The following is a 20,520-nucleotide window of genomic DNA, read 5'->3' on the forward strand; positions in this document are numbered from 1 at the left end:
GAGTCGTCGGAATGCCCCGCTTCAAGCACTACAACTACGACCAGGATGCGATGGTCGTGATCAATTACCAAGAGCAGCTCCAGCCGGGCACCTTTGAACACGCCGTTCATTATCTGATTGAGCACAAGCTGGATTTGTCGGTGTTTCACCCCAAGTACCGCAACGACGACACCGGCCGCACGACCTACGATCCAGCCATTCTTCTGAAGATCATCCTGTTCGCTTATTTTTGGGTTTTTCTACAGCCTCATTGCACCACACGCTCTAGATCTTGCGAGCTGAGTAAAAAAGGAATAATTTATACTCATGGATGAATTTGAGTTCGACGAAGCTAAAAGTCAGGCCAACCTTGATAAACACGGTATGGATTTCGTGGCTGCTCAAGAGCTATGGAAAGACCCGTATCTGCTGGAAATACGTACAAAATCAGAAGGTGAGCCAAGGTTCGTGCTGATAGGCAAAATTTGCGAAAAGCATTGGTCGGCTGTCGTCACTTACAGGGAAGCTCGTATTCGGCTGATTTCAGTCAGGCGTTCTCGCAAGAAGGAGGTTGAGCTCTATGAAAGCTAAAGATTTCGATAAAAAATTCGACGGAGGTCAGGAAGATATTGTCGAAGACCTTGATCTATCCACGGCCCGTCGTACCAACCTGGAACAAAAGCGAATTAACGTGGACTTTCCTGCTTGGGTCGTAGAGTCGTTGGATCGTGAGGCCGCGCGCATCGGCGTTACTCGCCAATCAATCATCAAGGTGTGGCTGGTTGAGCGCCTACAAGCGGAATCTGCTAACAAGCCGCTCAATGCTGATGCCGCAGGCGATGCTCATTAGCGGAGCTAACAGCAAAAGCTCCTGATCGGCAAAGCTGATTTCGCCCGGGTTGGGGCACATATCGAACTGTGCGTTCAGAACTCCCTGAATTCGTCGCCAAAGCATCCATGTTGTTCGATGAAATCGTTGTAGGTTGTTATCGCAGAAAATCTAAGACGAAATAAACAAGGAATGTACAAAAATCATGGCGAATAATCGCAACCAAGGCGGGCCGATAGAATCAAGGTTGATCAGTCTCTTCGCATCGTTGTTCTTCTCTATCCCAACGGCAGCATTCGTTTGGTTCTGGGTAAACCTGGAACTGGCCGTGTATTGGGATGGTTTTCTCAGTAGTCGTTACCTCGTCACCTGTATTATCGTTTTTGCCGTGTTGGCCCTGCTGCTCCCGAAACTGTTTCCGTCAATTCTCGGGGGCATCTGGCGCGGTATCGGCAAGATCTGGAATTGGTGGGGGGTTTAGCTCTCTTTCTGTGCAGTAACGACCCGTTGGCAGCGCGCCCCTTTGCCGACGGGCCCAATTAAATTCGGGGCTTAAAAGGACTTTAAATGAACTGGTATCTGGAAGTATTAAAGAAATACGCAGTATTCAGCGGCCGGGCGAGACGAAAGGAATATTGGTTCTTCATCTTGTTCAATATCATCATCAGCCTTGTGCTTGGTGTAATCGACGGATTCACGGGGAGCTATAACGAAGCTGCCGGATTAGGGTTGCTGGGTGGTATCTACTCGCTCGCCGTTCTAATCCCGGGATTAGCGGTTACCGTTCGTCGGCTTCATGATACGGGGCGCAGTGGCTGGTGGTTTTGGATTGTGCTTGTGCCGGTTATCGGCGCACTTGTGCTGCTGGTGTTTATGGTTTTGGACAGCAAGCCGGGGCAAAACCAGTACGGCGCGAATCCGAAGGAGGCCGCCGCCTGACATAGTATTCAGCGGGGGGCGTTTGTCCCTCCGCTGAACAAAGCACTTGGTGACAAGGATAGGCCCAATGAAAAACAAACGATCAGTAGGTGTTCTTCTCTTCCCCGGCTTCGAACTTCTCGATGTGTTTGGCCCACTCGAGATGTATGGCCAGGCTCCGGACCATTTTGAGATTCAGTTGGTTTCAGAACGCGGCGGTGAGGTTGCCAGCGCCCAAGGGCCAAGGTCCGTCGCTGATCTGGCATTTTGCGATGCTAAGAGCTTCGACATTGTTTTGGTGCCAGGTGGCATAGGAACGCGGGCTGAAGTGTCGAACGAGGTATTGCTTCAGTGGATTCGGGATCACGCCGAAACGTCGGAATACCTAACTTCTGTGTGTACCGGCAGTGCCTTGCTGGCAAAGGCCGGAATACTGGACGGCGTGAGGGCCACCACCAACAAGAAAGCGTTTGATTGGGCCAGCTCACAAGGCGAGCAGGTTCACTGGGTAGAGGAAGCGCGCTGGGTTGAAGATGGTCGGTTTTTGACATCGTCAGGCGTGACGGCTGGCATCGATATGACCCTGGCTCTGATTCAGAAAATGCTTGGCTCCCAATTGGCGATGGATATCGCCACTTGGACAGAGTACGAATGGCATAGCGATGCGAGTTGGGATCCGTTTGCCCGGATCTATGGGCTTGCTTAATGCAAGATCGTCAGAGCCCCCGCCGGCTTATCTATGTTCAAGCTCCGCGGCTTCAGCGCGACCGGCGCGCCATTCTTCGATAGCTTCACGCATAACCTGCCAGGCGGAGTGCAGGAAGAGCGCGGCAATGGCGAGACCCACAATGATATCCGGCCACAGGGTATTGGTGAGGGCAACCAGGCCGGCGGCGATGATGACGCTGGTGTTGGAGACCAAGTCGTTGCGGGAGCATAGCCAAGTGGAGCGCATGTTGAGGTCGTCTGCACGGTGGCGGTAAAGCAACGCGAAACATATGCCGTTTGCAATCAGAGCCAGAACACCAATCGCACCCATCCATTCGGCTGCGGGCACTTCCTGTAGCACCAGTTTGCGAATCGCATCGGCCACTACAACCAGCCCGAACAACAGCATAAAGCCGCCCTTGAACAAGGCTGCCCCGGCCCGTGCCTGGCGGCTTCTGTCTAATACGAACAAGGTCAGCGCATACACCGAGGCGTCGCCAAACATGTCGAGAGAATCACCCAGTAGCGCGGTCGAGCTTGCGATCCAGCCAGCGGCGAATTCCACCACAAACATCACCGCATTGATGGCAAAGGCAATGTAAAGCACCCGGCTTTGATTGGCCCTCAGTTGTGCCAGTTCACCGGCTTTATTTTCACAGCAGCTGTCCACGGCGGAGCCTCCTAAAATTAGCATTTCATCGGTACACTAAGGGTTATAGTAACTATAAGGTCAATGATGATGAGCGAAAAAAGTTACACAGTCGGCCGGCTGGCCGCTGATACGGGCATCAAGGCCGTGACCATTCGCTACTACGAAAAAATCGGGCTGTTACCGAAAGCCAGCCGGTCGGAATCGGGCTATCGTTTGTACTCCGAAGCCGACTATTCGCGGCTGCTGTTTATCCGGCGAAGCCGCGGGCTGGGGTTTAGTCTTGATGATATCCGTGAACTGCTGTCGCTGGCTGATCGGCAACAGGATTCCTGTGCCGGCGTAGATGCCAAAGTGGAACAACAGTTGGAGCAGGTGCGCTCTCGGCTCAAAGATCTGCGTGCTATGGAGCAGGAGCTGGAAAGACTGAGCGCGTGTTGTGACGGCGGGGCGATCATGGATTGCCGCATTGTCGAGACGTTGTCTGGCGAAGCGGCGCACAACCGGAGAGCGAAATGCTCATAGCCGAATCGCTCCACTTGGATTTGCTCGACGCTGGCTTCGGGTTTCAGCCGAAAGCCTGAGAGCAACCATCACGGCATAAGCACATCGGGCGCACCCACGGCCGGCAGTTCGATCAGGGAATGGTTTTTTGGCCCGCTGCCCATCAGCGCTTTAACCAGTAACTTGTAAGAGTCCAGGTCAAAGGTGACTGACTGGCCAGACAGCGACAGATCATCAAGCTCTTGTTCGTCGTGCACTGTGGTCACGTGAATCCAGTTGTAGATCACCAGAATATCCGGCTGCGCCCCATCACTTCGATGCTCCACAATCGCGACCGGGCCTTTCCATGGCCAGGTTTTCAAGCGCAGCTGGTGAAAGGCAATTTGCACTCGCAGATTGTACCGGGTTACGTCTTCAATCCCTTCACAGGCGCCTTTGCATCGCCCCAATGTGCGTTGAAAACAGGGGCCATCCCGTTCGGGCTCCAGCCCTAGCAGCTGGTTGCACAGCTCGTTTTTGGCGGCGATGCCGGTCAACGCGCGCTCGGCATCGCGCTTGCTGCGAAACAGACCGAAGTAACTGGCAAGGCGATGCGGTTCTATTTCCCGAATCAGGCGCGCCTGCAGGTAACCGGACGCGTTCGGTGTCAGCTCGATGCTCACCAGATTTTTCGCCGCGCGGGACCGCCGGTTGAACAGCGGGCTAAGGGTTTTGATTTGCCGAAGCTCCAACAATAAGGCACCGAGCTCGCCGGCGGTTTCGGTGTAATCGATGCGGCGCAGGCTTTCAGAAATACGCACTCCTTTGCTGGTGTTGTGGTCGCCGGAGAAATGCGACGCCACGCGCTGGGCAATGTTGGTGCTTTTGCCCACATACAGAAGCGCATCGTTTTCGCCATAGAACCGATAGACCCCCGGGCCCCGGGGCAGGTCACTCAGGATGTCTGGCGGCAAGTGTGAGGGAATGCTTGGCTTTTGCAGCAGGGTGGCAATGGCCGCTTCCATTTGCGCATCGCCTTTGTCAGCTCGGGCGCGGGTGAAAAACTCGAGCATGGCGGCCACATCGCCCATGGCCCGGTGCCGTTGTACCTGGGCCAGGCCATGGCGTTCGATCAGCGAATCCATGTTGTGCCGGCGAAATTCGGGGTACAGACGCCGGGACAGTTTTACGGTGCAAAGCACCCGCGCCGAAAACAGTCGCCCGAGCCGGCGGTATTCCGATTTGATGAAGCCGTAATCGAAGCGTGCGTTGTGGGCAACAAATACAGTATCTCTGAGTTTCTCTTCGAGCGTATCCGCGATGGCTTCAAACGGCGGTGCATCGGCGACCATGGCGTTGGAAATGCCAGTCAGTTGCTCGATAAACGGCGAGATGCGCATGCCGGGGTTGAGCAAGGTTTGCCACTCGTCCACAACCTCGCCGGCGCGCCAGAAGCGGATGCCGATCTCGGTAATCCGGTCGTGGGATGAGTTTCCGCCGGTGGTTTCAATATCGAGAAACGCAAAGGTGGTTTGTTCGAGGTAGCTGGTTGTCATCGTCTCACGCGAGTAGAGTTAAATGCCGCAGTTCCAAAAGAGCTTGGCCTCAATCAGGAGTAACAGCAATGAAAGATGAAAAAATCGTTCTGATCACTTGTCGCCAAGCCCGACAAGCTGGACCCTAGCGATGTGGCGGATGCTGTTTTATAGGCCATGTCGGCCGACCCAAGGTGCGATGTTCGGGAAATCACCTTGATGCCGACTCAGTAGCGGTTTAATGGCGCGAGTGTATAAGCCTGCCGGAACTGTAGTAGAGTGCTTTCATAGGCTTCTTACACTAGAGTTAAAGCAAAATGAGCACAGCAGTACCTAAATACGGTGACGGAGATACATCTTACCGCGCCGCCGGCGAGCTGGAAGGCATTACCCGGTTGGTGAACGCGTTTTACGATTACATGGAAACGCTGCCAGAGGCGCGGAAAATTCTGGCGATGCACCGGCCGGATTTAACCGAATCCCGCACCAAATTGGCTTACTTCTTGTCGGGCTGGTTAGGCGGGCCAAGGCTCTATGCGGAGCATTTCGGTAGCATCAACATTCCGATGGTTCATCGGCATTTGCCTGTGGGTGAAGAAGATCGCGATGCCTGGATGCTGTGCATGCAGAAGGCCGTGGCGGATCAGCCGTATGATGAGTCGTTCAAAGCGTATCTGATTAAGCAGTTGTGGGTGCCGGCCGAGCGAATCAGAAGTGTTTGTAGCGCACCGGTTTCGCGCTAATCATTGTTGGAGTGTGAGTCATGCAGCCGAAAGAAATTGTGGCGCAATTTATCGCTGACGTAAGTGCTCAGCGCTTGGAGAAAGCAAAAACGCTGCTGGCTGAAGAGGGCTTTGAGTATGTTGGCCCGAATATGCGTTTTCTGAACCGGGATGACATGGTGTCGTACCAGTTCGGTATGGTGGCTATTCAGAAGGATCTGGTGCTGCGCCAGCTCAGTGCCGATGGCGAGCATGTGTATGCGATTCTGGATTACCAAACCTACTTCGAGCAGATCGGCGATGTGCGGTTGGCGGTCTGGTTCCGGGTTCGGGACGATAAGATCCAAACCGTGGAAACCTTCTACAACGCCGCAGTGGTCGAGAATATGTTGGGAGGCAACCTGCCGTCAGCGAACTGATCGGCAGGTGTTCTGTACCGGGTGTTAGTGGTCGTAATCGTTGTAGGTCATGGCGACCGCTTTGAAAATGGCCCGGCCCTTGTTCATGGTTTCTTTCCATTCCAGGCGAGGTACTGAATCGGCGACAACGCCGGCGCCCGCCTGAATGTGCAGGGTGTTGTCTTTGATCACGGCGGTGCGGATTGCGATGGCGGTGTCCATGTTGCCGTTGAATGACAAGTAGCCCACAGCCCCGCCGTACACGCCCCGTTTTACCGGTTCCAGTTCATCAATGATTTCCATTGCCCGGATCTTCGGAGCGCCGCTCAGGGTGCCTGCGGGCAGCGTGGCGCGCAGTACGTCCAGGCAGCTGGTGTCTTTGTCCAAACGGCCGGTGACGTTCGAGACGATGTGCATCACGTGGGAATAGCGCTCCACAATCATCTTGTCGGTCAGGCGCACGGTGCCGGTTTCGGACACCCGGCCAGCGTCGTTTCGGCCGAGGTCGATCAGCATCAGGTGCTCGGCGATTTCTTTCGGGTCGGCCAGCAGCTCTTTTTCCAGTGCGTTGTCTTCAGCATCGGTGGCGCCGCGTTTGCGGGTGCCGGCGATGGGCCGCACGGTCACTTCTTCGTCTTCTACCCGCGCCAGAATTTCCGGGGATGAACCGACAATGTGGAAATCGTCCAGATCGAGGAAGTACATGTACGGCGATGGGTTCAGTACCCGCAATGACCGGTACAGGTTCAGCGGCGGCGCTTCAAACTGAATGGACATGCGCTGGGATATGACGGTTTGCATCACGTCGCCATCCAGCACATAGCCTTTGATTTTATCCACAGCCGCTTCGAACTTGTCCTGCGAGAAGCCGGAAACAAAATCGCTTTCGTCCACTTCTTTGCCACGCAGGTGTTCCGGCGTGCGCGGTGCATCGGCGGTGGTGCGGTGTAGCTGGTTTTCCAGTTCGTCGATGCGGGCCTGGGCCTGTTCGTAGGCACCTTCAACCGCCGGGTCTACGTGTACGATCAGGTGCAGCTTACCGCGCAGGTTGTCGAATACCACGATTTCGTTCGACACCATCAGCAGGATGTCCGGGGTGCCGATTTTGTCCGGCGGACAGCTCTTGCGCAGGCGCTTTTCGATGTAGCGCACGGTGTCGTAACCGAAGTAACCCACCAGCCCGCCGTTAAAACGAGGCAGTTCCGGCAGGTCTGGCGCGTTGAAGCGTTTCTGGTATTCGTCCACAAAGGTGAGCGGATCTTCCACTTCGGCTTGCTCTACTACCTTGCCGTTCTGGCTCACTTCAATGCGGTGATCGTAGACTTTCAGCACTTCTCGCGAGGGCAGGCCGATGATGGAGTAACGGCCCCACTTCTCACCACCCTGAACGGATTCGAACAGATAAGAATACGGGCCACTGGCCAGTTTCAGGTAGGTGCTCAGAGGTGTGTCCAGATCAGCCAGAACTTCGCGATACACCGGTATCCGGTTGTAGCCGTCTTGGGCCAGTCTGGAGAAGTGCTCAGGTGTCATTTTGTCGTTTCCTGAATTCGGGTCTGCGTGTTTATAAAAGCTCGGTCAGCGAATCTACCACCGCATCGGCGCCAAGGCTGTCGATGGAGGCGCCGAAGTTGTAACCATAGCGCACGGCTACACAGGGCATGCCTGCTTTCAACGCCGCGTTTACGTCTGCCGCGGAGTCACCCACCATTACGGTCGTGCCGATGGTGCTGCCCAGTTTTTCCATGGCGTGCAGCAACGGAGCCGGGTCTGGTTTTTTCACCGCTAAGGTATCACCGCCCACGAATAGGTCGAAATAGGGCGCCAGTCCGGTTTGTTCCAGCAACGGACCAACAAACTGATCGGGTTTGTTGGTGACCACGGCCATGCGGCAGCCATTGGCCTTCAGGTGCTCCAGGCATTCGAACACACCGTCAAAGACCACCGCGTTTTGACCGTTCAGCTCGGCGTAGCTCTGGTAAAAAATACCCAGTGCATCCGGGTGCAGGGCATCGTCTTTCGGCGACGCGGGCTCCCAGTCGGTTTTGCCAGCCAGTGCGCGGCGCACCAGAACGCTGGCGCCGTTGCCCACCCAGTTGCGTACGTTGGCAAGCCCGGCGGGGCTTCGGCCCAGTTTGGTGAGCATGTCGTCAACGGCCGCGGCTAAATCCGGCGCGCTGTCCACCAATGTGCCGTCCAGATCAAACAGGGCGGCCGCTGGCCAGCGGGGGTTGAACAGGCCTTTCAGGCTGCTCATCCGCCAATCACCTTGCGGGCCTGTTCCAGTTCTTCGCGCATGGCGTCGATGGTGGCCTTGTAATCCGGCGTGTTGAAGATGGCAGAACCGGCTACGAAGGTGTCGGCACCGGCTTCGGCAATTTCACGAATGTTGTCGATTTTCACGCCGCCGTCGATTTCCAGACGGATGTTGTAGTTGCTGTCGTCGATGCGCTTGCGGGCTTCGCGCAGCTTGTCGAGGGTGCCGGGAATGAACTTCTGGCCGCCGAAGCCCGGGTTGACCGACATCATCAGCACCATGTCGAGCTTGTCCATCACGTAATCCATGTAGCTCAGTGGCGTGGCGGGATTAAATACCAATCCCGCTTTGCAGCCGCCGTCGCGAATCAGTTGCAGCGAGCGGTCGATGTGGCTGGACGCTTCCGGATGAAAGGTGATGTAGCTGGCGCCAGCGTCGATGAACATGCGGATCAGGTCATCCACCGGAGACACCATCAGGTGCACGTCGATGGGGGCAGTCACGCCGTGCTTGCGCAGGGCTTCGCATACCATGGGGCCGATGGTGAGGTTGGGTACGTAGTGATTGTCCATAACGTCGAAGTGCACTACGTCGGCACCGGCAGCCAGTACGTTATCGACTTCCTCACCCAGGCGGGCGAAATCGGCGGAGAGGATAGACGGAGCAATCAGGTATGGGTTCATCGGCGCACTCTCGGTCAGGTGAATTACGGCAGCTGTATTAGCTGGTAAGTCTATCAGCTTGTTGAGGGTTTTCGCAGCGCGTGGCGGGTGGTTTTGTTAACGGTTATGCCGTTTGATCAACTCCCAGGCCTGTTGGTAGCGCAGAAGCTGGTCTTTGGCGGCGGCCAGTTCGTAATCCGACAGGTTTTGTTGCGCGATTTTGTCCGGGTGGCAGGTGGACAGACGTTTGCGATAGATGCGCTTGATGGCCTCGAAACTGTCTCGGCGGGTAACGCCGAGGATCTCGCAGGCCTGTTCGTAGTTTTTGGGTTTTTCGGCGGTGCTGGCGGAGCGTATCCACACTTTGCTGGCGTAGCTGGCAAAAATGTCATCGCTGATTTCCATCGGAAGGCCGAGGTTGTCGATGGCGTCTTCACAGCGGTAGCGCCGTTCTTTACTGGGTTTGCCGAGTACCTGGGCGCCGTGGCACAGGCACATGGCCATTTTGATGGCGGCACCGGGAGACAGCTTGGCGACAATTCGGTTCCAGAGCCCTCGGTGGAACGCCACGCCGCTGGCGTCTTTGCCACGCTGATAATATTCGATGGCTTTTTTGCGTTGCCGGGAGGACAGCCGCAGCGCTTTCATCAGCAACTCGGCGTAGCGGATGTCGTTTTCCATCACCCGGCCATCGGCTTTGGCGATGTAGCCCAAAAAGAAAAACAGCGGCTTGCGGCAACGGCTCGGCAAACGGGCGCGTTCGATCAGGGTATTGGCCTGATGTCCGCAACTGGACAGCTCGTGCAGCAGATCCGAGAAAACCGATTCAATGCGTGCCGGCAAAGACGGCCCTTTGGCGTTGGTCATGGTTGCGGTGCGTGTTCCGTCAGCAGAGTGTCCAGTTGTTCCAGTCGGGCCGGCGTGCCCACATCCACCCACAGGCCGGAGTGTTTCAAACCGCGTACTCGTTGTTGTGCCATGGCATCGCGAAGGACCGGGCCGAGTTTGCCGGCGGTGTCATCAAGGCCATCAAACAAGCGGCGGCGTAGAAGGCTGATGCCGGTGAAGGTCAGTTTGCGGTCGCCTTCGGCGCATAGCCGGCCATCCGGTAACAGCCGGAAATCGCCATCCGGGTGGTGCTCGGGATTGTTGGTGAGCACCAACAAGGCATTGCAGTTTGGGTCGGCCGGCGGCTGCAATTGGCCGAGTGGAAAGTCGGTCCAGATGTCGCCGTTGATTACCAGAAACCACTCGTCAGGGTGCTCGGTAAGCAGGGGCATGGCGCGCACGATGCCGCCGGCGGTTTCCAGCGGTTCGCCTTCGGGCGAATATTTCAGGGTTAGCCCGAACTGTTGGCCATTGCCCAGCTGTTGCTCGATCTGCTCACCCAACCAGGCATGGTTGATCACCACGTGCTGAAAACCGGCCTGCTTCAGATTCTCCAAGTGAAACACGATCAGCGGCTTGCCGCCGGCGCGAAGCAGGGGTTTCGGCGTTGTTAGCGTGAGTGGGCGCATGCGTTCGCCCTTGCCTGCGGCGAGGATCATGGCTTTCACGATGTGCGTTTCTCCGGAGCCGGTACCGGGCCGATCTTACTTTCAATCGCGGGGATAACGGTGCCACACAACCACTCGTGGAAATGCCGGAGTGCCGGTTGGCGGGCGCTGGCATCGCGAAGGTAACTGACGGTGCGAGGAATGTCCCCCAGATAACCGGTTTTGCCATCGCGAATCGCCAGCCTTGCAAAGATACCGGCGGCTTTCAGGTGGCGTTGCATACCCATCAATTCGAACCACTGGCGGAAGGTGTCCGGGTCGGCCCGGTGCAAGCCGGCGTTGAGGCTGGCTAGGCGGTAGTGTTCCAGCCACTCGACAATTTTATCTTCCGGCCAGCGTATGTAGCAGTCTTTGAGCAAGGACACCGCGTCGTAGGTGACTGGGCCGATAACCGCGTCCTGGAAATCGATCACGCCGGGGGCATTTTGGCCATCGCGAATCAGCAGGTTGCGGGAGTGGTAGTCGCGGTGCACGGTGACTTCCGGCTCGGTCAGGGCGCTTTCTTTCAGCAGGCTGAAAGTGGTGTCCAGCAAAGCGCGTTGCTGATTGCACAAGGTCAGCCCTAAATGTTTCTCCAGTAGCCAGTCGGGGAAGAGGGCCATTTCACGGTCGAGCATGGCATCGTCGTAGTGCGGCAGCGCGTGCTCTGCGGGTGCACTTTGCTGTGCGATGCGCACCAACTCATCCAGTGCTTGCCGGTAACAGGTGTCTGCGTTTTGTTCGGTGACCGCGCCGAGCATCAGGTTGTCGCCGAAATCTTCCAGCAACAGGAAGCCCTGGTTCAGGTCTTCGCCTGCGATGTCGGGTACGTGAATCCCATGCTGGTGCCAGTGTTTCGCGATGGCCACAAACGGCTCGCAGTTTTCATGCTCGGGCGGTGCATCCATCACGATGAACGGCGTGCGCGCTTGCCCGGACGTTTCCCGCCATACCCGGAAGTAACGGCGGAAGCTGGCATCACCGGAAACGGGTTCCGGGCTGGCGCTGTCAAAACCGGGAAATTGCCTGACCCAATCGGTCAGCTGCTGCAGACGGGTATCCATGATTTTATGGTAATTCCTGAGTTGTTCTGTTGTGTAGCAACGTTAGCAGAGGAGTATAAAGAGCGTAAAACGGATTTGCAGCGGTGTTTCCGTTAACAAGCTCGGGGGGCGCGTGTAAACTAGGCAGCTGTTCTTGAAAACAGCCACCATTCATCTGAAACAGGAAGCCTGCCGTCGTGCCCAGCCGTTACCGTCAGCAGTTGTGGTTTAAGCCCCGTTTAACCGGGCTTTTGCTGGCAATGGTTGTTGCGCCAGTGGCCTCTGTGGCAGAAGAGCAGGCTAGCCACGCCCCGAGCGCGGCCGAGATGGATTGGCGGCCCAGAAGCGAGCTGCCCCCGGAAGTTCAGGCTCAGGTTCCGGTGTTCTGCGGCGGCGGTTATTTGCCGTCTACGTCTGCGAGTAGCCAGGTGCCGATGTTGCCGGGTGGTGCGGTAGCCGACCAGCCTCTGGAAGCCAGCGCGCTGGATGCCCGTTACGAGGTGGATGCCGAACTGTATCTGAAAGGCGATGTACGCCTGCGCCAAGGCAGTTTTCAGGCCACGGGTTCTGAAGCCCGCTATAACACCCAATCCGGGCAGTTGAGTCTGCAAGGCCCGATGGTCAGTCGCGGCGAAGGCTTTTTGCTGACCGGTGAAAATGCCCGTTATTCGGCCGATTCTGGCCAGCTGGATATCAACACCGCTACTTTCTTGCTGCACCAGTCCGAGTTGCGTGGCCAGGCGTCTTCGTTATCGCGGGTGGGTGAGAATCAGGTGGTGATCACCGATGGCCTGCTCACAACCTGTGGCCCCGGTGAAAACGACTGGGCCATTGTGGCTTCCGACATCGAGCTGGATCAGGCCGAGGGCTTTGGTAGTGCCAAGCACGTGCGGCTCGAAGTGCTGGATGCACCGGTGTTCTATTGGCCTTACATTACATTCCCCATTGATGACCGCCGCAAGACCGGTTTTCTGTACCCGCAGTTCGGATCTTCAAGCGCGGGCAGCGGTGCGTTTTTTGCGCTGCCTTATTACCTGAATCTGGCGCCCCATTACGACGCTACGCTTACGCCCCAGTACATTCATGGCCGTGGTCTGTTCACCGAGGCAGAAGGTCGCTATCTGAGCAGGTATGGCGAGTCTGTGCTGCAGCTGGGCTACATCAATGACGATTCCGCTTATAAAGATGAAGTGGCCGGTGCCGACGGTGAACGCTGGGCATTGGATTTCTCCACCCGCGCCAGTTTCGGTGGTGGTTGGCGCGGCTACGGTGATTTCTCCGTAGTGTCCGATGACGATTACCTGAGCGATTTGAACCGCTCGCTGGAAATTGACCAAACCACGCATCTGCAGCGCCGTGGCGGGGTCAGCTACTCCGATCAGTACCAGTATTTCGATGCTTATCTGAACGACTACCAAACCGTTGCCGAACGCATTGCCGACGTGAATAAACCCTACGCTCAGTTACCGGAGGTGCTGTACGCAGGAGCGGTCGATGTGGGCGCGTTCCAGACCGGGATCGAGAGCCAGTACACCTGGTTCTACCGGGATAACGACAACCTGACCGGGTTGGATAAGGCCAACGGCCACCGGCTTCGGGCCATTCCCGAACTGGCGCTGCCCATTCGAGCGCTGTGGGGCTTTAGCCGGCCTTCGGTGAGCCTGGACTACACCCGTTACGAGCTGGAAGATTACACCTTGGCGGACAGTAGCATCGACCGCACGGTGCCGGTGTTCGAGTGGGATAACGGGTTGTATTTTGATCGCCGCTCCAGCCTGTTCGATATTCCTTACAATCAAACGTTGGAGCCGCGCCTGTACTACGCTTGGGCCGATGCTGACGCGGATCAGAATGACATCCCGGATTTCGACACCGATGTGAAAAGCTTCCGCTTTGATCAGTTGTTCGAGCGCAATCGGTTCAATGGCGGCGACCGGGTAGGCGACGCGAACCAACTAACAGTGGCCCTGACTAGCCGTTTCAACGATCTGGTGACCGGTGCCGAGCGCGCCCGGATCAGCATTGGCCAGATCCGTTACTTCGATGATCGGGAAGTAAGCTTGTTCGGAGCAGGGGCGGCGGACCGCGCCAATTCACCGCTGGCGGGCGAGCTGGTGCTGAACCCGCTGGACAATCTGGAAATTCGCACCTCGGGCCTGTGGGACCACGACACCCGGAAAACCGAAGAAGGGCGTAGCCAACTGATCTTCCATTCCGAGGATTATCGTTATCTGGCTACTTTGGGGCACACCTACAGCCGCCCGGATGAGATTGAACAAACCGACATTGGCACGGTATTCCCGGTAACCAATAAACTCAGCGCCATTGGCCGCTGGGTGTGGGACTCGGAACTCGACCGCACGGTGGGGTCGCTGGCGGGTCTTGAATATAACAACTGCTGCTGGAGTTTCCAGGTGGTGCACCAGAACTACCTGACCGATGACCAACAACTGGATACCCGTTTGCTGTTCCGTATTGAGCTGAAAGGGCTTGGCGGCAGCGGCGGCGCATCTGACAGCATCGGTGATGCGATCTACGGTTATGACGAGCGCGAACGCCGCCGTTTTGGAACTACGTACCGTTAAAACGAACTAAGGCTGTTAACCCTGACACACGTCGGGGCGGCTGAGAATTTATAAACCAAGAGGTGACTATGAAGGCGACTGTACGCCACGGACTGACACTGCTGTTGGCACTGACCATGATGGTCGTAGCGGTAGCTGCTCAAGCGGAACGCAAGGTATTGGATCGTGTGGTAGCCATTGTCGATGACAGTGTGATTCTGCAAACCGAGCTGGAAGCACGGTTGAACACCATCATCGGCCGTTTGAGCACCCAAGGCACAGGCTTGCCACCTCGCAAGATGCTGGAAGAGCGAGTGCTTGAACAGTTGATTGTAGAGTCGGTTCAGCTACAAATGGCCGACAAGATGGGTATGCGGATCAGCGATAACGAGCTGAACGAAACCCTGCGCAACATCGCCGCCAGCAACGGCCTGACGATGGCCCAGTTTGAAGAGCAGTTGGCGGAAGAAGGCGTTACCTACCGCCAGGCCCGGGAACAGATTCGCAATGAAATGCTGACCAGCCGGGTGCAGCAGAGCCGGGTAGGCAACCGCATTCGGATTACCGATCGCGAAGTGGAAAACTACCTGCAGGCTCAGAAAGCGTCTGGCAGTCAGGGTGCAGAATACCGTTTGGCGTACATCTTTATTCAGGTGGACGATCCCGGTAACGAAGCGTCTGTGAGCGAGGCCCGAAATACGGCTCAGCGTTTGCGTGAGCAAATCCTCAATGGCCGGGATTTCCGGGAAGTGGCGGTAGCAGAATCCGACGCCAGCAACGCCCTTGACGGTGGTGACATGGGCTGGCGTGCCGAAAGCCAGCTGCCTTCGCTGGTGGCACCGGTCGTGCCGAATCTGGAAGAGGGTGAGCCTTCTGAAGTGTTGGAAAATAACAGCGGCTTCCATCTGGTGATGGTGATGGACAAGCGCGGTGGTGAGCAGCAAACCTTTATTGAGCAGCATAAAGCTCGCCACATTCTGATCCGTCCTTCCGAGGCGGTGACTGAAGCCGAAGCCGAGCGCAAGATTCGTGATATTTACCAGCAGCTGAAGAACGGCGCGGATTTTCAGGAACTGGCTCGCAAAGAATCCGATGACCCGGTATCCGGCTCCGACGGCGGAAATCTGGGCTGGGTCAGCCCCGGCCAGATGGTACCGGAGTTCGAGAAGGGCATGATGGACGCCGAGATTGGCGAAGTGTACGGCCCGGTTCGTTCCCAGTTTGGCTGGCACCTGATTTTGGTGGAAGAACGCCGGAATCAGGACGTGACTGCAGAGAGCAAGGCTTCCAAGGCACGCCAGGCAATTTATATGCGCAAGTTTGAAACCGAACTGCAGAACTGGTTGCGGGAAATTCGCGACGAAGCCTTTATTGAATTCAAAGGCGAGTACGCCGATATGAACGAAAGCAGCGAGGAAGAAAACGCATCATGACGAAACCGGTCATTCTGGCGCTGACCGCCGGCGAGCCGGCCGGAATCGGGCCGGAGCTGTGCTTGCAGCTGGCGGGTGAAAACCGGGCTGCCGGCATTGTCGTGGTTGCCGGCAAAAACCTGATGGAGCAGCGGGCCCGGCAACTGGGCCTTGCGGTGCACCTGCACGACTGGCAGCCGGGTATGCAGCCGGAAACCCGCGCGGGGCACCTGTCGGTTTGCCACGTAGACGGTTGTGATTTTACCGAAGCGGGTGAGTTGAATACCGGCAACAGCCAGTACGTGCTGGATACGCTAACGCTGGCGGCCCAAGGCTGCCTGAACGGCGATTTTGATGGCATGGTCACTGCGCCCGTCCACAAAGGCGTGATCAACGAAGCCGGCATTGCCTTTAGCGGCCATACCGAATTCCTTCAGGATTTGTGCGGCGTTGAACGGGTAGTAATGATGCTGGCCAGCGAAGAGCTTCGGGTGGCTTTGGTAACCACTCACTTACCCCTGAAAGACGTATCGGCGGCGATTACCCCGGAACGTTTAACGCAGGTAACGCGCATTCTGAACGCGGATCTGAAAACCTTCTTTGGCATTGAACAGCCCCGCATTCTGGTCACGGGGCTGAACCCCCATGCCGGTGAAGGTGGGCATTTGGGCCGGGAAGAAATTGAAGTGATCGAGCCCACGCTGGCTCAGCTTCGCGAAGAAAACATTCAACTGACCGGCCCTCTGCCGGCAGACACGTTATTCACACCGCATTGGCTGAACGACGCCGATGCGGTACTCGCCATGTACCACGATCAGGGCCTGCCGGTGCTGAAATATCAGGGCTTTGGCCGTGCCGTTAACATTACCCTGGGGTTGCCGATTGTGCGCACCTCGGTAGACCACGGCACCGCCTTGGATCTGGCGGGCACCGGCACAGCCGATGCTGGCAGCCTGCACACCGCCATTCGCGTGGGTGAACACATGGCCCGTTGCCGTCAGGCAGCTACAGCCGGAGAGCATGCATGAGTAACCAACACGGCCATAAGGCCCGTAAACGCTTCGGCCAGAACTTTCTGCACGACCCGGGCGTGATCGAAAAAATCGTCCGCTCAATCAGCCCGAAGCCTGACGATGTGATTGTAGAAATTGGCCCGGGGCTGGGAGCGATCACCGAAGAAATCCTGGCGATCAACCCGCGCTTGCAGGTGGTTGAGCTGGACCGGGATTTGATTCCGGTTCTGCGGACCAAGTTCTTCAACTACCCGGATTTCAAAATTCACGAAGCCGATGCGCTCAGCTTTGATTTCAGCCAGCTGGCAACCGACCGCCCGCTGCGCATTGTGGGCAACCTGCCGTACAACATCTCGACACCACTGATCTTTCATTTGCTGGCTCAGGCCGGTGTGGTGCAGGACATGCACTTCATGCTGCAAAAAGAAGTGGTGCAGCGCCTGGCCGCCGTGCCGGGCGATAACAACTACGGCCGTCTGGGGATCATGGCTCAGTATTTCTGCAAAGTGCAGCCGTTGTTCGAGGTTGGGCCGGGCGCGTTCCGGCCGGCACCGAAGGTAGATTCCGCCATTGTCCGGTTGGTGCCCCACAAAGAATTGCCACACCCCGCCAAGGATCTGAAAATTCTGCAGTCGGTCGTGCGCACGGCATTCAATGCTCGCCGTAAAACCCTGCGCAAGGCGCTGGGAGCGATGGTGACGGTAGAGCAGCTTCAGTCGCTGGATATCAACGACGGCCTGCGCCCGGAGAACCTGAGCCTGGCCGACTATGTGCGAATTGCCGACCTGCTGGCAGATGCAAAATCTGCGAACGGTGGTGCCGACGAGGTAAGTAATGACTGACTACGCCATTGGCGATATTCAGGGTTGTTACGAGCGATTGCGGGATGTGTTGGCCACGGTCGATTTCTCGCCCTCGCGGGACCGGTTGTGGGTAGCTGGAGATTTGATCAATCGGGGGCCTTCCTCGTTGGCTACCTTGCGCTATCTCGAAGGTTTGGGCGATGCCACCAAGGTGGTGCTGGGCAACCACGACCTGCACCTGTTGGCGGTGGCCTTGGGTGGCCATAGCCCGAAGAAGAAAGACACGTTGCACGACATTCTTGAAGCACCGGATTGTGACCGCTTACTACAGTGGCTTCGCCAGCAGAAATTGTGTGTCCACGATACCGACCGCAACCTGATTATGACCCACGCCGGGTTGCCTCACATCTGGGGAGTAGGGCAGGCCGTTGGCTACGCCCGTGAAGTGGAAGCCGTCATCCAGGGCAGCGACGCCGACGAATACTTCAGCCAAATGTATGGCAATAAGCCCGAGCGCTGGTGTGATACTCTCTCTGGTATGGACCGTTGGCGAGTGATTACTAACTACTTCACCCGTATGCGTTTTATTGCGCCGGACGGTAGCCTTGAGCTAACGGCAAAAGAATCGGCAGATACCGCACCCGAAGGGTACGCGCCCTGGTTCAGTTACCCCCGCCAAGATGACGTGCGGGTTGTTTTTGGCCACTGGGCCGCCATTGAAGGCGACACCGGTAGCGACCGGTTTATTGGGCTGGATACCGGCTGTGTGTGGGGCGGTGCCCTGACGCTGATGAACCTCAATAGCGGGGAGAAAGTTCACTGTGATTGCAGTTAGCCCCAAAACCATTGTGTTGCGCTGGGCCTTGATAGCCGGTGCCTTTGCTGGCTTGTTGGCGGTGATGGCCGGCGCCTTTGGTGCTCATGGCCTGCGTCATATTGTCAGCGAACGGGGGTTGGAAGTGTTCCAGACCGCTGTCAGTTATCAGATGTACCACGCCTTGGCGTTGGTGGTGGCGAGTATGATGCCCGCACTACGCCTGAATCACCGCTTGCTGACCATTGCCTGTGGTTTCTGGTTGGCAGGTATTTTTCTGTTTAGCGGCAGCCTGTATCTGTTGGTGATGACCGGTGCTCATTGGCTTGGGCCGGTTACTCCGATGGGTGGGGTCTGCCTGATGATTGGTTGGGCGCTGCTGGCTGCAGCAGCGTTGAAGCGATGATGGAGAAAAGCAGAGCTATGCAGGTTCAGGTTAACGGAGAAGTGATGGAACTCCCGAGCGGAGTGACCATTTCGGCTTTGATAGAGCACCTTGCGCTGACCGGAAAACGGGTCGCGGTCGAGGTGAACGAGGACATTGTACCCCGTAGCAAGCATGCGGAATTTACCCTCGGCGAAAACGATCGGGTAGAGCTTGTGCATGCCATCGGTGGTGGTTGACTCCACCACCTTTGTGGTCAGCCCCGCCAGGTTCACAAACCGTGAACACCCCTCTTTTTTCATACAACTCAGGTAGGTTATGACAGATACACCGGAAATCCAGCTTCCCGAAGATAAGCCTCTGGAAATTGCAGGCAAGGTATACCAGTCCCGTCTGTTGGTGGGCACCGGAAAGTACAACGATCTAATGGAAACCGGCCACGCCATTGAAACCAGTGGAGCGGAGATTGTGACGGTGGCGGTGCGCCGTACCAACCTCGGTCAGAATCCGGATGAGCCGAATCTGCTGGATGTGATTTCGCCGGACAGCTATACCATTTTGCCGAACACCGCCGGCTGTTACACCGCGAAAGATGCCGTGCGCACCTGCAAGCTGGCCCGTGAATTGCTCGACGGCCGCGATCTGGTGAAATTGGAAGTGCTGGGTGAGCACAAAACCCTGTATCCGAACATGCCGGAAACGCTGGCCGCCGCTGAAGAGCTGATCAAAGACGGCTTCAAGGTAATGGTGTATTGCTCGGACGACCCGCTGTTGGCGATGCGTCTGGAAGAAATGGGCTGTGTGGCCATTATGCCGCTGGGTGCGCCGATTGGTTCCGGCCTGGGCATTCAAAACCGCTACAACATTCGTTTGATCGTGGAAAATGCCAAAGTACCGGTCCTGGTTGATGCCGGTGTCGGCACGGCTTCGGACGCTACCATCGCGATGGAACTGGGCTGTGACGGTGTGTTGATGAACACCGCCATCGCCCAGGCCAAAGACCCGATCAGAATGGCAAACGCCATGCGCTTGGCTATCGAATCTGGCCGCGAGGCGTATCTGGCTGGCCGTATGCCGAAGAAGCTGTACGCCAGTGCGTCTTCGCCCATTGACGGTACCTTCTTCTAAGCCTTGTCTTTACCGACCCTCTCCCGTTCGAGGAGAGGGCGTATAAAATTAAAACCAGAATTCCAGAGCGCTGTAATCCCTATATGACCAAACCAAAACCCAGCCGGCGGGAGACCATCCTGCAGGCTCTTGTTGAATTGCTGCAAAAAGATCCGGGTGCCCGCATTACTACTGCTGGCCTCGCCAAGTCTGTGGGTGTGACCGAAGCAGCCCTGTATCGGCATTTTCCCAGCAAGCGGAAGATGTTCGAAGCATTGATTGAGTTCGCGGAAGACGCGGTGTTTTCCCGCTGCCAGCTGGTCCTGCAGGAGCAGGAAGATGTGCGGGTGCGCCTGCAGCAGATCGTGCATCTGGTGCTGGTGTTCTCTGAGCGGAATCCGGGCCTGTGTTGTGTGCTGACCGGCGATGCGTTGATGGGCGAAGACGAATCCCTTCGTAAGCGCGCGTCCCAGTTTTTTGAGCGGTTGGAAACCCAGTTGCGCCAGTCGTTGAAGGAAGGCGAAATCCGCCAGGGCTTGCGCCCGCGTACCAGTGCCGCCCGCGGGGCGGACTTTGTCATGGTGTTTCTGGAAGGGCGCGTTCAGCGCTTTGTGCGCTCGTCGTTCTCCCGGCTGCCCAGCGCAGACTTTGATGAAGCCTGGGCACTGGTTGCCGAGTCCGTCTGGGGCTGATCCCGCTCCGGC

26 protein-coding genes and 1 pseudogene are annotated in these 20,520 nt (G+C 56.9%); 18 read left to right on the forward strand and 9 right to left on the reverse strand.

From position 1 onward, the window contains the following. Positions 1–11: 11 nt before the first annotated feature. The 3 genes and pseudogenes from JAO79_RS04080 to brnA form a co-directional block, all read left to right on the forward strand. Positions 12–227, forward strand: a pseudogene (locus JAO79_RS04080) (IS1182 family transposase); the annotation flags it as partial. 79 nt (positions 228–306) lie between these two features. After that, complete coding sequence (locus tag JAO79_RS04085) at positions 307–570, forward strand: BrnT family toxin (protein ID WP_199005855.1); 264 nt, start codon at positions 307–309, stop codon at positions 568–570. Continuing rightward, on the forward strand, positions 560–829 hold the full coding sequence (gene brnA / locus JAO79_RS04090) for a type II toxin-antitoxin system BrnA family antitoxin (protein ID WP_199005856.1): 270 nt from the start codon (positions 560–562) through the stop codon (positions 827–829). Before JAO79_RS04085 ends, brnA begins: the two co-directional genes overlap by 11 nt. 74 nt (positions 830–903) lie before the next feature. Here the strand turns inward: brnA and JAO79_RS16545 are convergent, their stop codons facing one another. Next, complete coding sequence (locus JAO79_RS16545; RefSeq protein WP_199005857.1) at positions 904–1,008, reverse strand: type II toxin-antitoxin system CcdA family antitoxin; 105 nt, start codon at positions 1,006–1,008, stop codon at positions 904–906. 5 nt (positions 1,009–1,013) lie between these two features. On the opposite strand from JAO79_RS16545, the gene JAO79_RS04100 reads away from it, so the two are divergent. The 3 genes from JAO79_RS04100 to JAO79_RS04110 all read left to right on the forward strand — a co-directional run bounded on the left by JAO79_RS04100 (position 1,014) and on the right by JAO79_RS04110 (position 2,432). Next, positions 1,014–1,289, forward strand: a complete 276-nt coding sequence (locus tag JAO79_RS04100; protein WP_199005858.1) for a hypothetical protein — start codon at positions 1,014–1,016, stop codon at positions 1,287–1,289. Between the two features lie 86 nt (positions 1,290–1,375). Then, positions 1,376–1,747 (forward strand): DUF805 domain-containing protein, encoded by a 372-nt coding sequence (locus tag JAO79_RS04105; RefSeq protein ID WP_199005859.1) that lies wholly within the window; start codon positions 1,376–1,378, stop codon positions 1,745–1,747. A gap of 67 nt (positions 1,748–1,814) precedes the next feature. Further along, positions 1,815–2,432: a DJ-1/PfpI family protein gene (locus JAO79_RS04110; protein ID WP_199005860.1), complete on the forward strand. Its 618-nt coding sequence runs from the start codon at positions 1,815–1,817 to the stop codon at positions 2,430–2,432. A 27-nt stretch (positions 2,433–2,459) separates the two neighbouring features. On the opposite strand, the gene JAO79_RS04115 is transcribed toward JAO79_RS04110, so the two are convergent. Beyond that, the gene (locus tag JAO79_RS04115; protein WP_199005861.1) at positions 2,460–3,104 is read right to left on the reverse strand and encodes a cation diffusion facilitator family transporter; all 645 of its coding nucleotides are present in this window, start codon (positions 3,102–3,104) and stop codon (positions 2,460–2,462) included. Between the two features lie 69 nt (positions 3,105–3,173). Between JAO79_RS04115 and JAO79_RS04120 the strand changes: the two genes are divergently transcribed. Continuing rightward, positions 3,174–3,608: a MerR family transcriptional regulator gene (locus JAO79_RS04120; RefSeq protein ID WP_227664317.1), complete on the forward strand. Its 435-nt coding sequence runs from the start codon at positions 3,174–3,176 to the stop codon at positions 3,606–3,608. Positions 3,609–3,676: 68 nt separating this feature from the next. On the opposite strand, the gene JAO79_RS04125 is transcribed toward JAO79_RS04120, so the two are convergent. After that, the gene (locus JAO79_RS04125) at positions 3,677–5,122 is read right to left on the reverse strand and encodes an exonuclease domain-containing protein (protein WP_199005863.1); all 1,446 of its coding nucleotides are present in this window, start codon (positions 5,120–5,122) and stop codon (positions 3,677–3,679) included. 296 nt (positions 5,123–5,418) lie between these two features. Here JAO79_RS04125 and JAO79_RS04130 point away from each other — a divergent pair, with 296 nt between their 5' ends. Then, the gene (locus tag JAO79_RS04130) at positions 5,419–5,844 is read left to right on the forward strand and encodes a group II truncated hemoglobin (protein ID WP_199005864.1); all 426 of its coding nucleotides are present in this window, start codon (positions 5,419–5,421) and stop codon (positions 5,842–5,844) included. Positions 5,845–5,864: 20 nt separating this feature from the next. After that, on the forward strand, positions 5,865–6,242 hold the full coding sequence (locus JAO79_RS04135) for a nuclear transport factor 2 family protein (protein WP_199005865.1): 378 nt from the start codon (positions 5,865–5,867) through the stop codon (positions 6,240–6,242). Between the two features lie 24 nt (positions 6,243–6,266). On the opposite strand, the gene trpE is transcribed toward JAO79_RS04135, so the two are convergent. From trpE to JAO79_RS04165, 6 genes are all read right to left on the reverse strand, one after another. After that, positions 6,267–7,754 carry an anthranilate synthase component I gene (gene trpE / locus JAO79_RS04140; protein ID WP_199005866.1) on the reverse strand — a complete coding sequence of 496 codons (1,488 nt, stop codon included), beginning with the start codon at positions 7,752–7,754 and terminating at the stop codon, positions 6,267–6,269. Between the two features lie 31 nt (positions 7,755–7,785). Continuing rightward, entirely contained in the window at positions 7,786–8,478 is a 693-nt protein-coding gene (locus JAO79_RS04145; RefSeq protein WP_199005867.1) for a phosphoglycolate phosphatase, read from the reverse strand. Next, positions 8,475–9,161, reverse strand: coding sequence for a ribulose-phosphate 3-epimerase (gene rpe / locus JAO79_RS04150; RefSeq protein WP_199005868.1), 687 nt, complete (start codon positions 9,159–9,161; stop codon positions 8,475–8,477). Before rpe ends, JAO79_RS04145 begins: the two co-directional genes overlap by 4 nt. Positions 9,162–9,257: 96 nt before the next feature. Continuing rightward, on the reverse strand, positions 9,258–10,007 hold the full coding sequence (locus tag JAO79_RS04155; RefSeq protein WP_199005869.1) for a molecular chaperone DjlA: 750 nt from the start codon (positions 10,005–10,007) through the stop codon (positions 9,258–9,260). Continuing rightward, complete coding sequence (gene murU / locus JAO79_RS04160) at positions 10,004–10,696, reverse strand: N-acetylmuramate alpha-1-phosphate uridylyltransferase MurU (protein WP_199005870.1); 693 nt, start codon at positions 10,694–10,696, stop codon at positions 10,004–10,006. Before murU ends, JAO79_RS04155 begins: the two co-directional genes overlap by 4 nt. Beyond that, entirely contained in the window at positions 10,693–11,739 is a 1,047-nt protein-coding gene (locus JAO79_RS04165; RefSeq protein ID WP_199005871.1) for an aminoglycoside phosphotransferase family protein, read from the reverse strand. The genes murU and JAO79_RS04165 overlap by 4 nt, the downstream gene beginning before the upstream one ends. A gap of 239 nt (positions 11,740–11,978) precedes the next feature. On the opposite strand from JAO79_RS04165, the gene JAO79_RS04170 reads away from it, so the two are divergent. The 9 genes from JAO79_RS04170 to slmA all read left to right on the forward strand — a co-directional run bounded on the left by JAO79_RS04170 (position 11,979) and on the right by slmA (position 20,508). Next, a complete protein-coding gene (locus tag JAO79_RS04170; RefSeq protein WP_199006628.1) occupies positions 11,979–14,303 on the forward strand; it encodes an LPS-assembly protein LptD in 2,325 nt (774 codons plus the stop codon). A 68-nt stretch (positions 14,304–14,371) separates the two neighbouring features. Then, on the forward strand, positions 14,372–15,715 hold the full coding sequence (locus JAO79_RS04175) for a peptidylprolyl isomerase (RefSeq protein WP_199005872.1): 1,344 nt from the start codon (positions 14,372–14,374) through the stop codon (positions 15,713–15,715). Then, positions 15,712–16,722 (forward strand): 4-hydroxythreonine-4-phosphate dehydrogenase PdxA, encoded by a 1,011-nt coding sequence (gene pdxA / locus JAO79_RS04180; protein ID WP_199005873.1) that lies wholly within the window; start codon positions 15,712–15,714, stop codon positions 16,720–16,722. The genes JAO79_RS04175 and pdxA overlap by 4 nt, the downstream gene beginning before the upstream one ends. Then, complete coding sequence (rsmA, locus tag JAO79_RS04185; RefSeq protein WP_199005874.1) at positions 16,719–17,549, forward strand: 16S rRNA (adenine(1518)-N(6)/adenine(1519)-N(6))-dimethyltransferase RsmA; 831 nt, start codon at positions 16,719–16,721, stop codon at positions 17,547–17,549. The genes pdxA and rsmA overlap by 4 nt, the downstream gene beginning before the upstream one ends. Then, the gene (locus JAO79_RS04190; protein WP_199005875.1) at positions 17,542–18,345 is read left to right on the forward strand and encodes a symmetrical bis(5'-nucleosyl)-tetraphosphatase; all 804 of its coding nucleotides are present in this window, start codon (positions 17,542–17,544) and stop codon (positions 18,343–18,345) included. The genes rsmA and JAO79_RS04190 overlap by 8 nt, the downstream gene beginning before the upstream one ends. Before the next feature lie 64 nt (positions 18,346–18,409). Continuing rightward, a complete protein-coding gene (locus JAO79_RS04195; RefSeq protein ID WP_199006629.1) occupies positions 18,410–18,730 on the forward strand; it encodes a DUF423 domain-containing protein in 321 nt (106 codons plus the stop codon). Between the two features lie 17 nt (positions 18,731–18,747). Continuing rightward, on the forward strand, positions 18,748–18,948 hold the full coding sequence (gene thiS, locus JAO79_RS04200; RefSeq protein WP_199005876.1) for a sulfur carrier protein ThiS: 201 nt from the start codon (positions 18,748–18,750) through the stop codon (positions 18,946–18,948). A 79-nt stretch (positions 18,949–19,027) separates the two neighbouring features. Continuing rightward, complete coding sequence (locus JAO79_RS04205) at positions 19,028–19,837, forward strand: thiazole synthase (RefSeq protein ID WP_199005877.1); 810 nt, start codon at positions 19,028–19,030, stop codon at positions 19,835–19,837. A gap of 83 nt (positions 19,838–19,920) precedes the next feature. Next, the gene (gene slmA, locus JAO79_RS04210; protein ID WP_199005878.1) at positions 19,921–20,508 is read left to right on the forward strand and encodes a nucleoid occlusion factor SlmA; all 588 of its coding nucleotides are present in this window, start codon (positions 19,921–19,923) and stop codon (positions 20,506–20,508) included. Positions 20,509–20,520: the final 12 nt, after the last annotated feature.

This window comes from Marinobacter litoralis, from assembly GCF_016427555.1.
GTDB lineage: Bacteria > Pseudomonadota > Gammaproteobacteria > Pseudomonadales > Oleiphilaceae > Marinobacter > Marinobacter litoralis_A.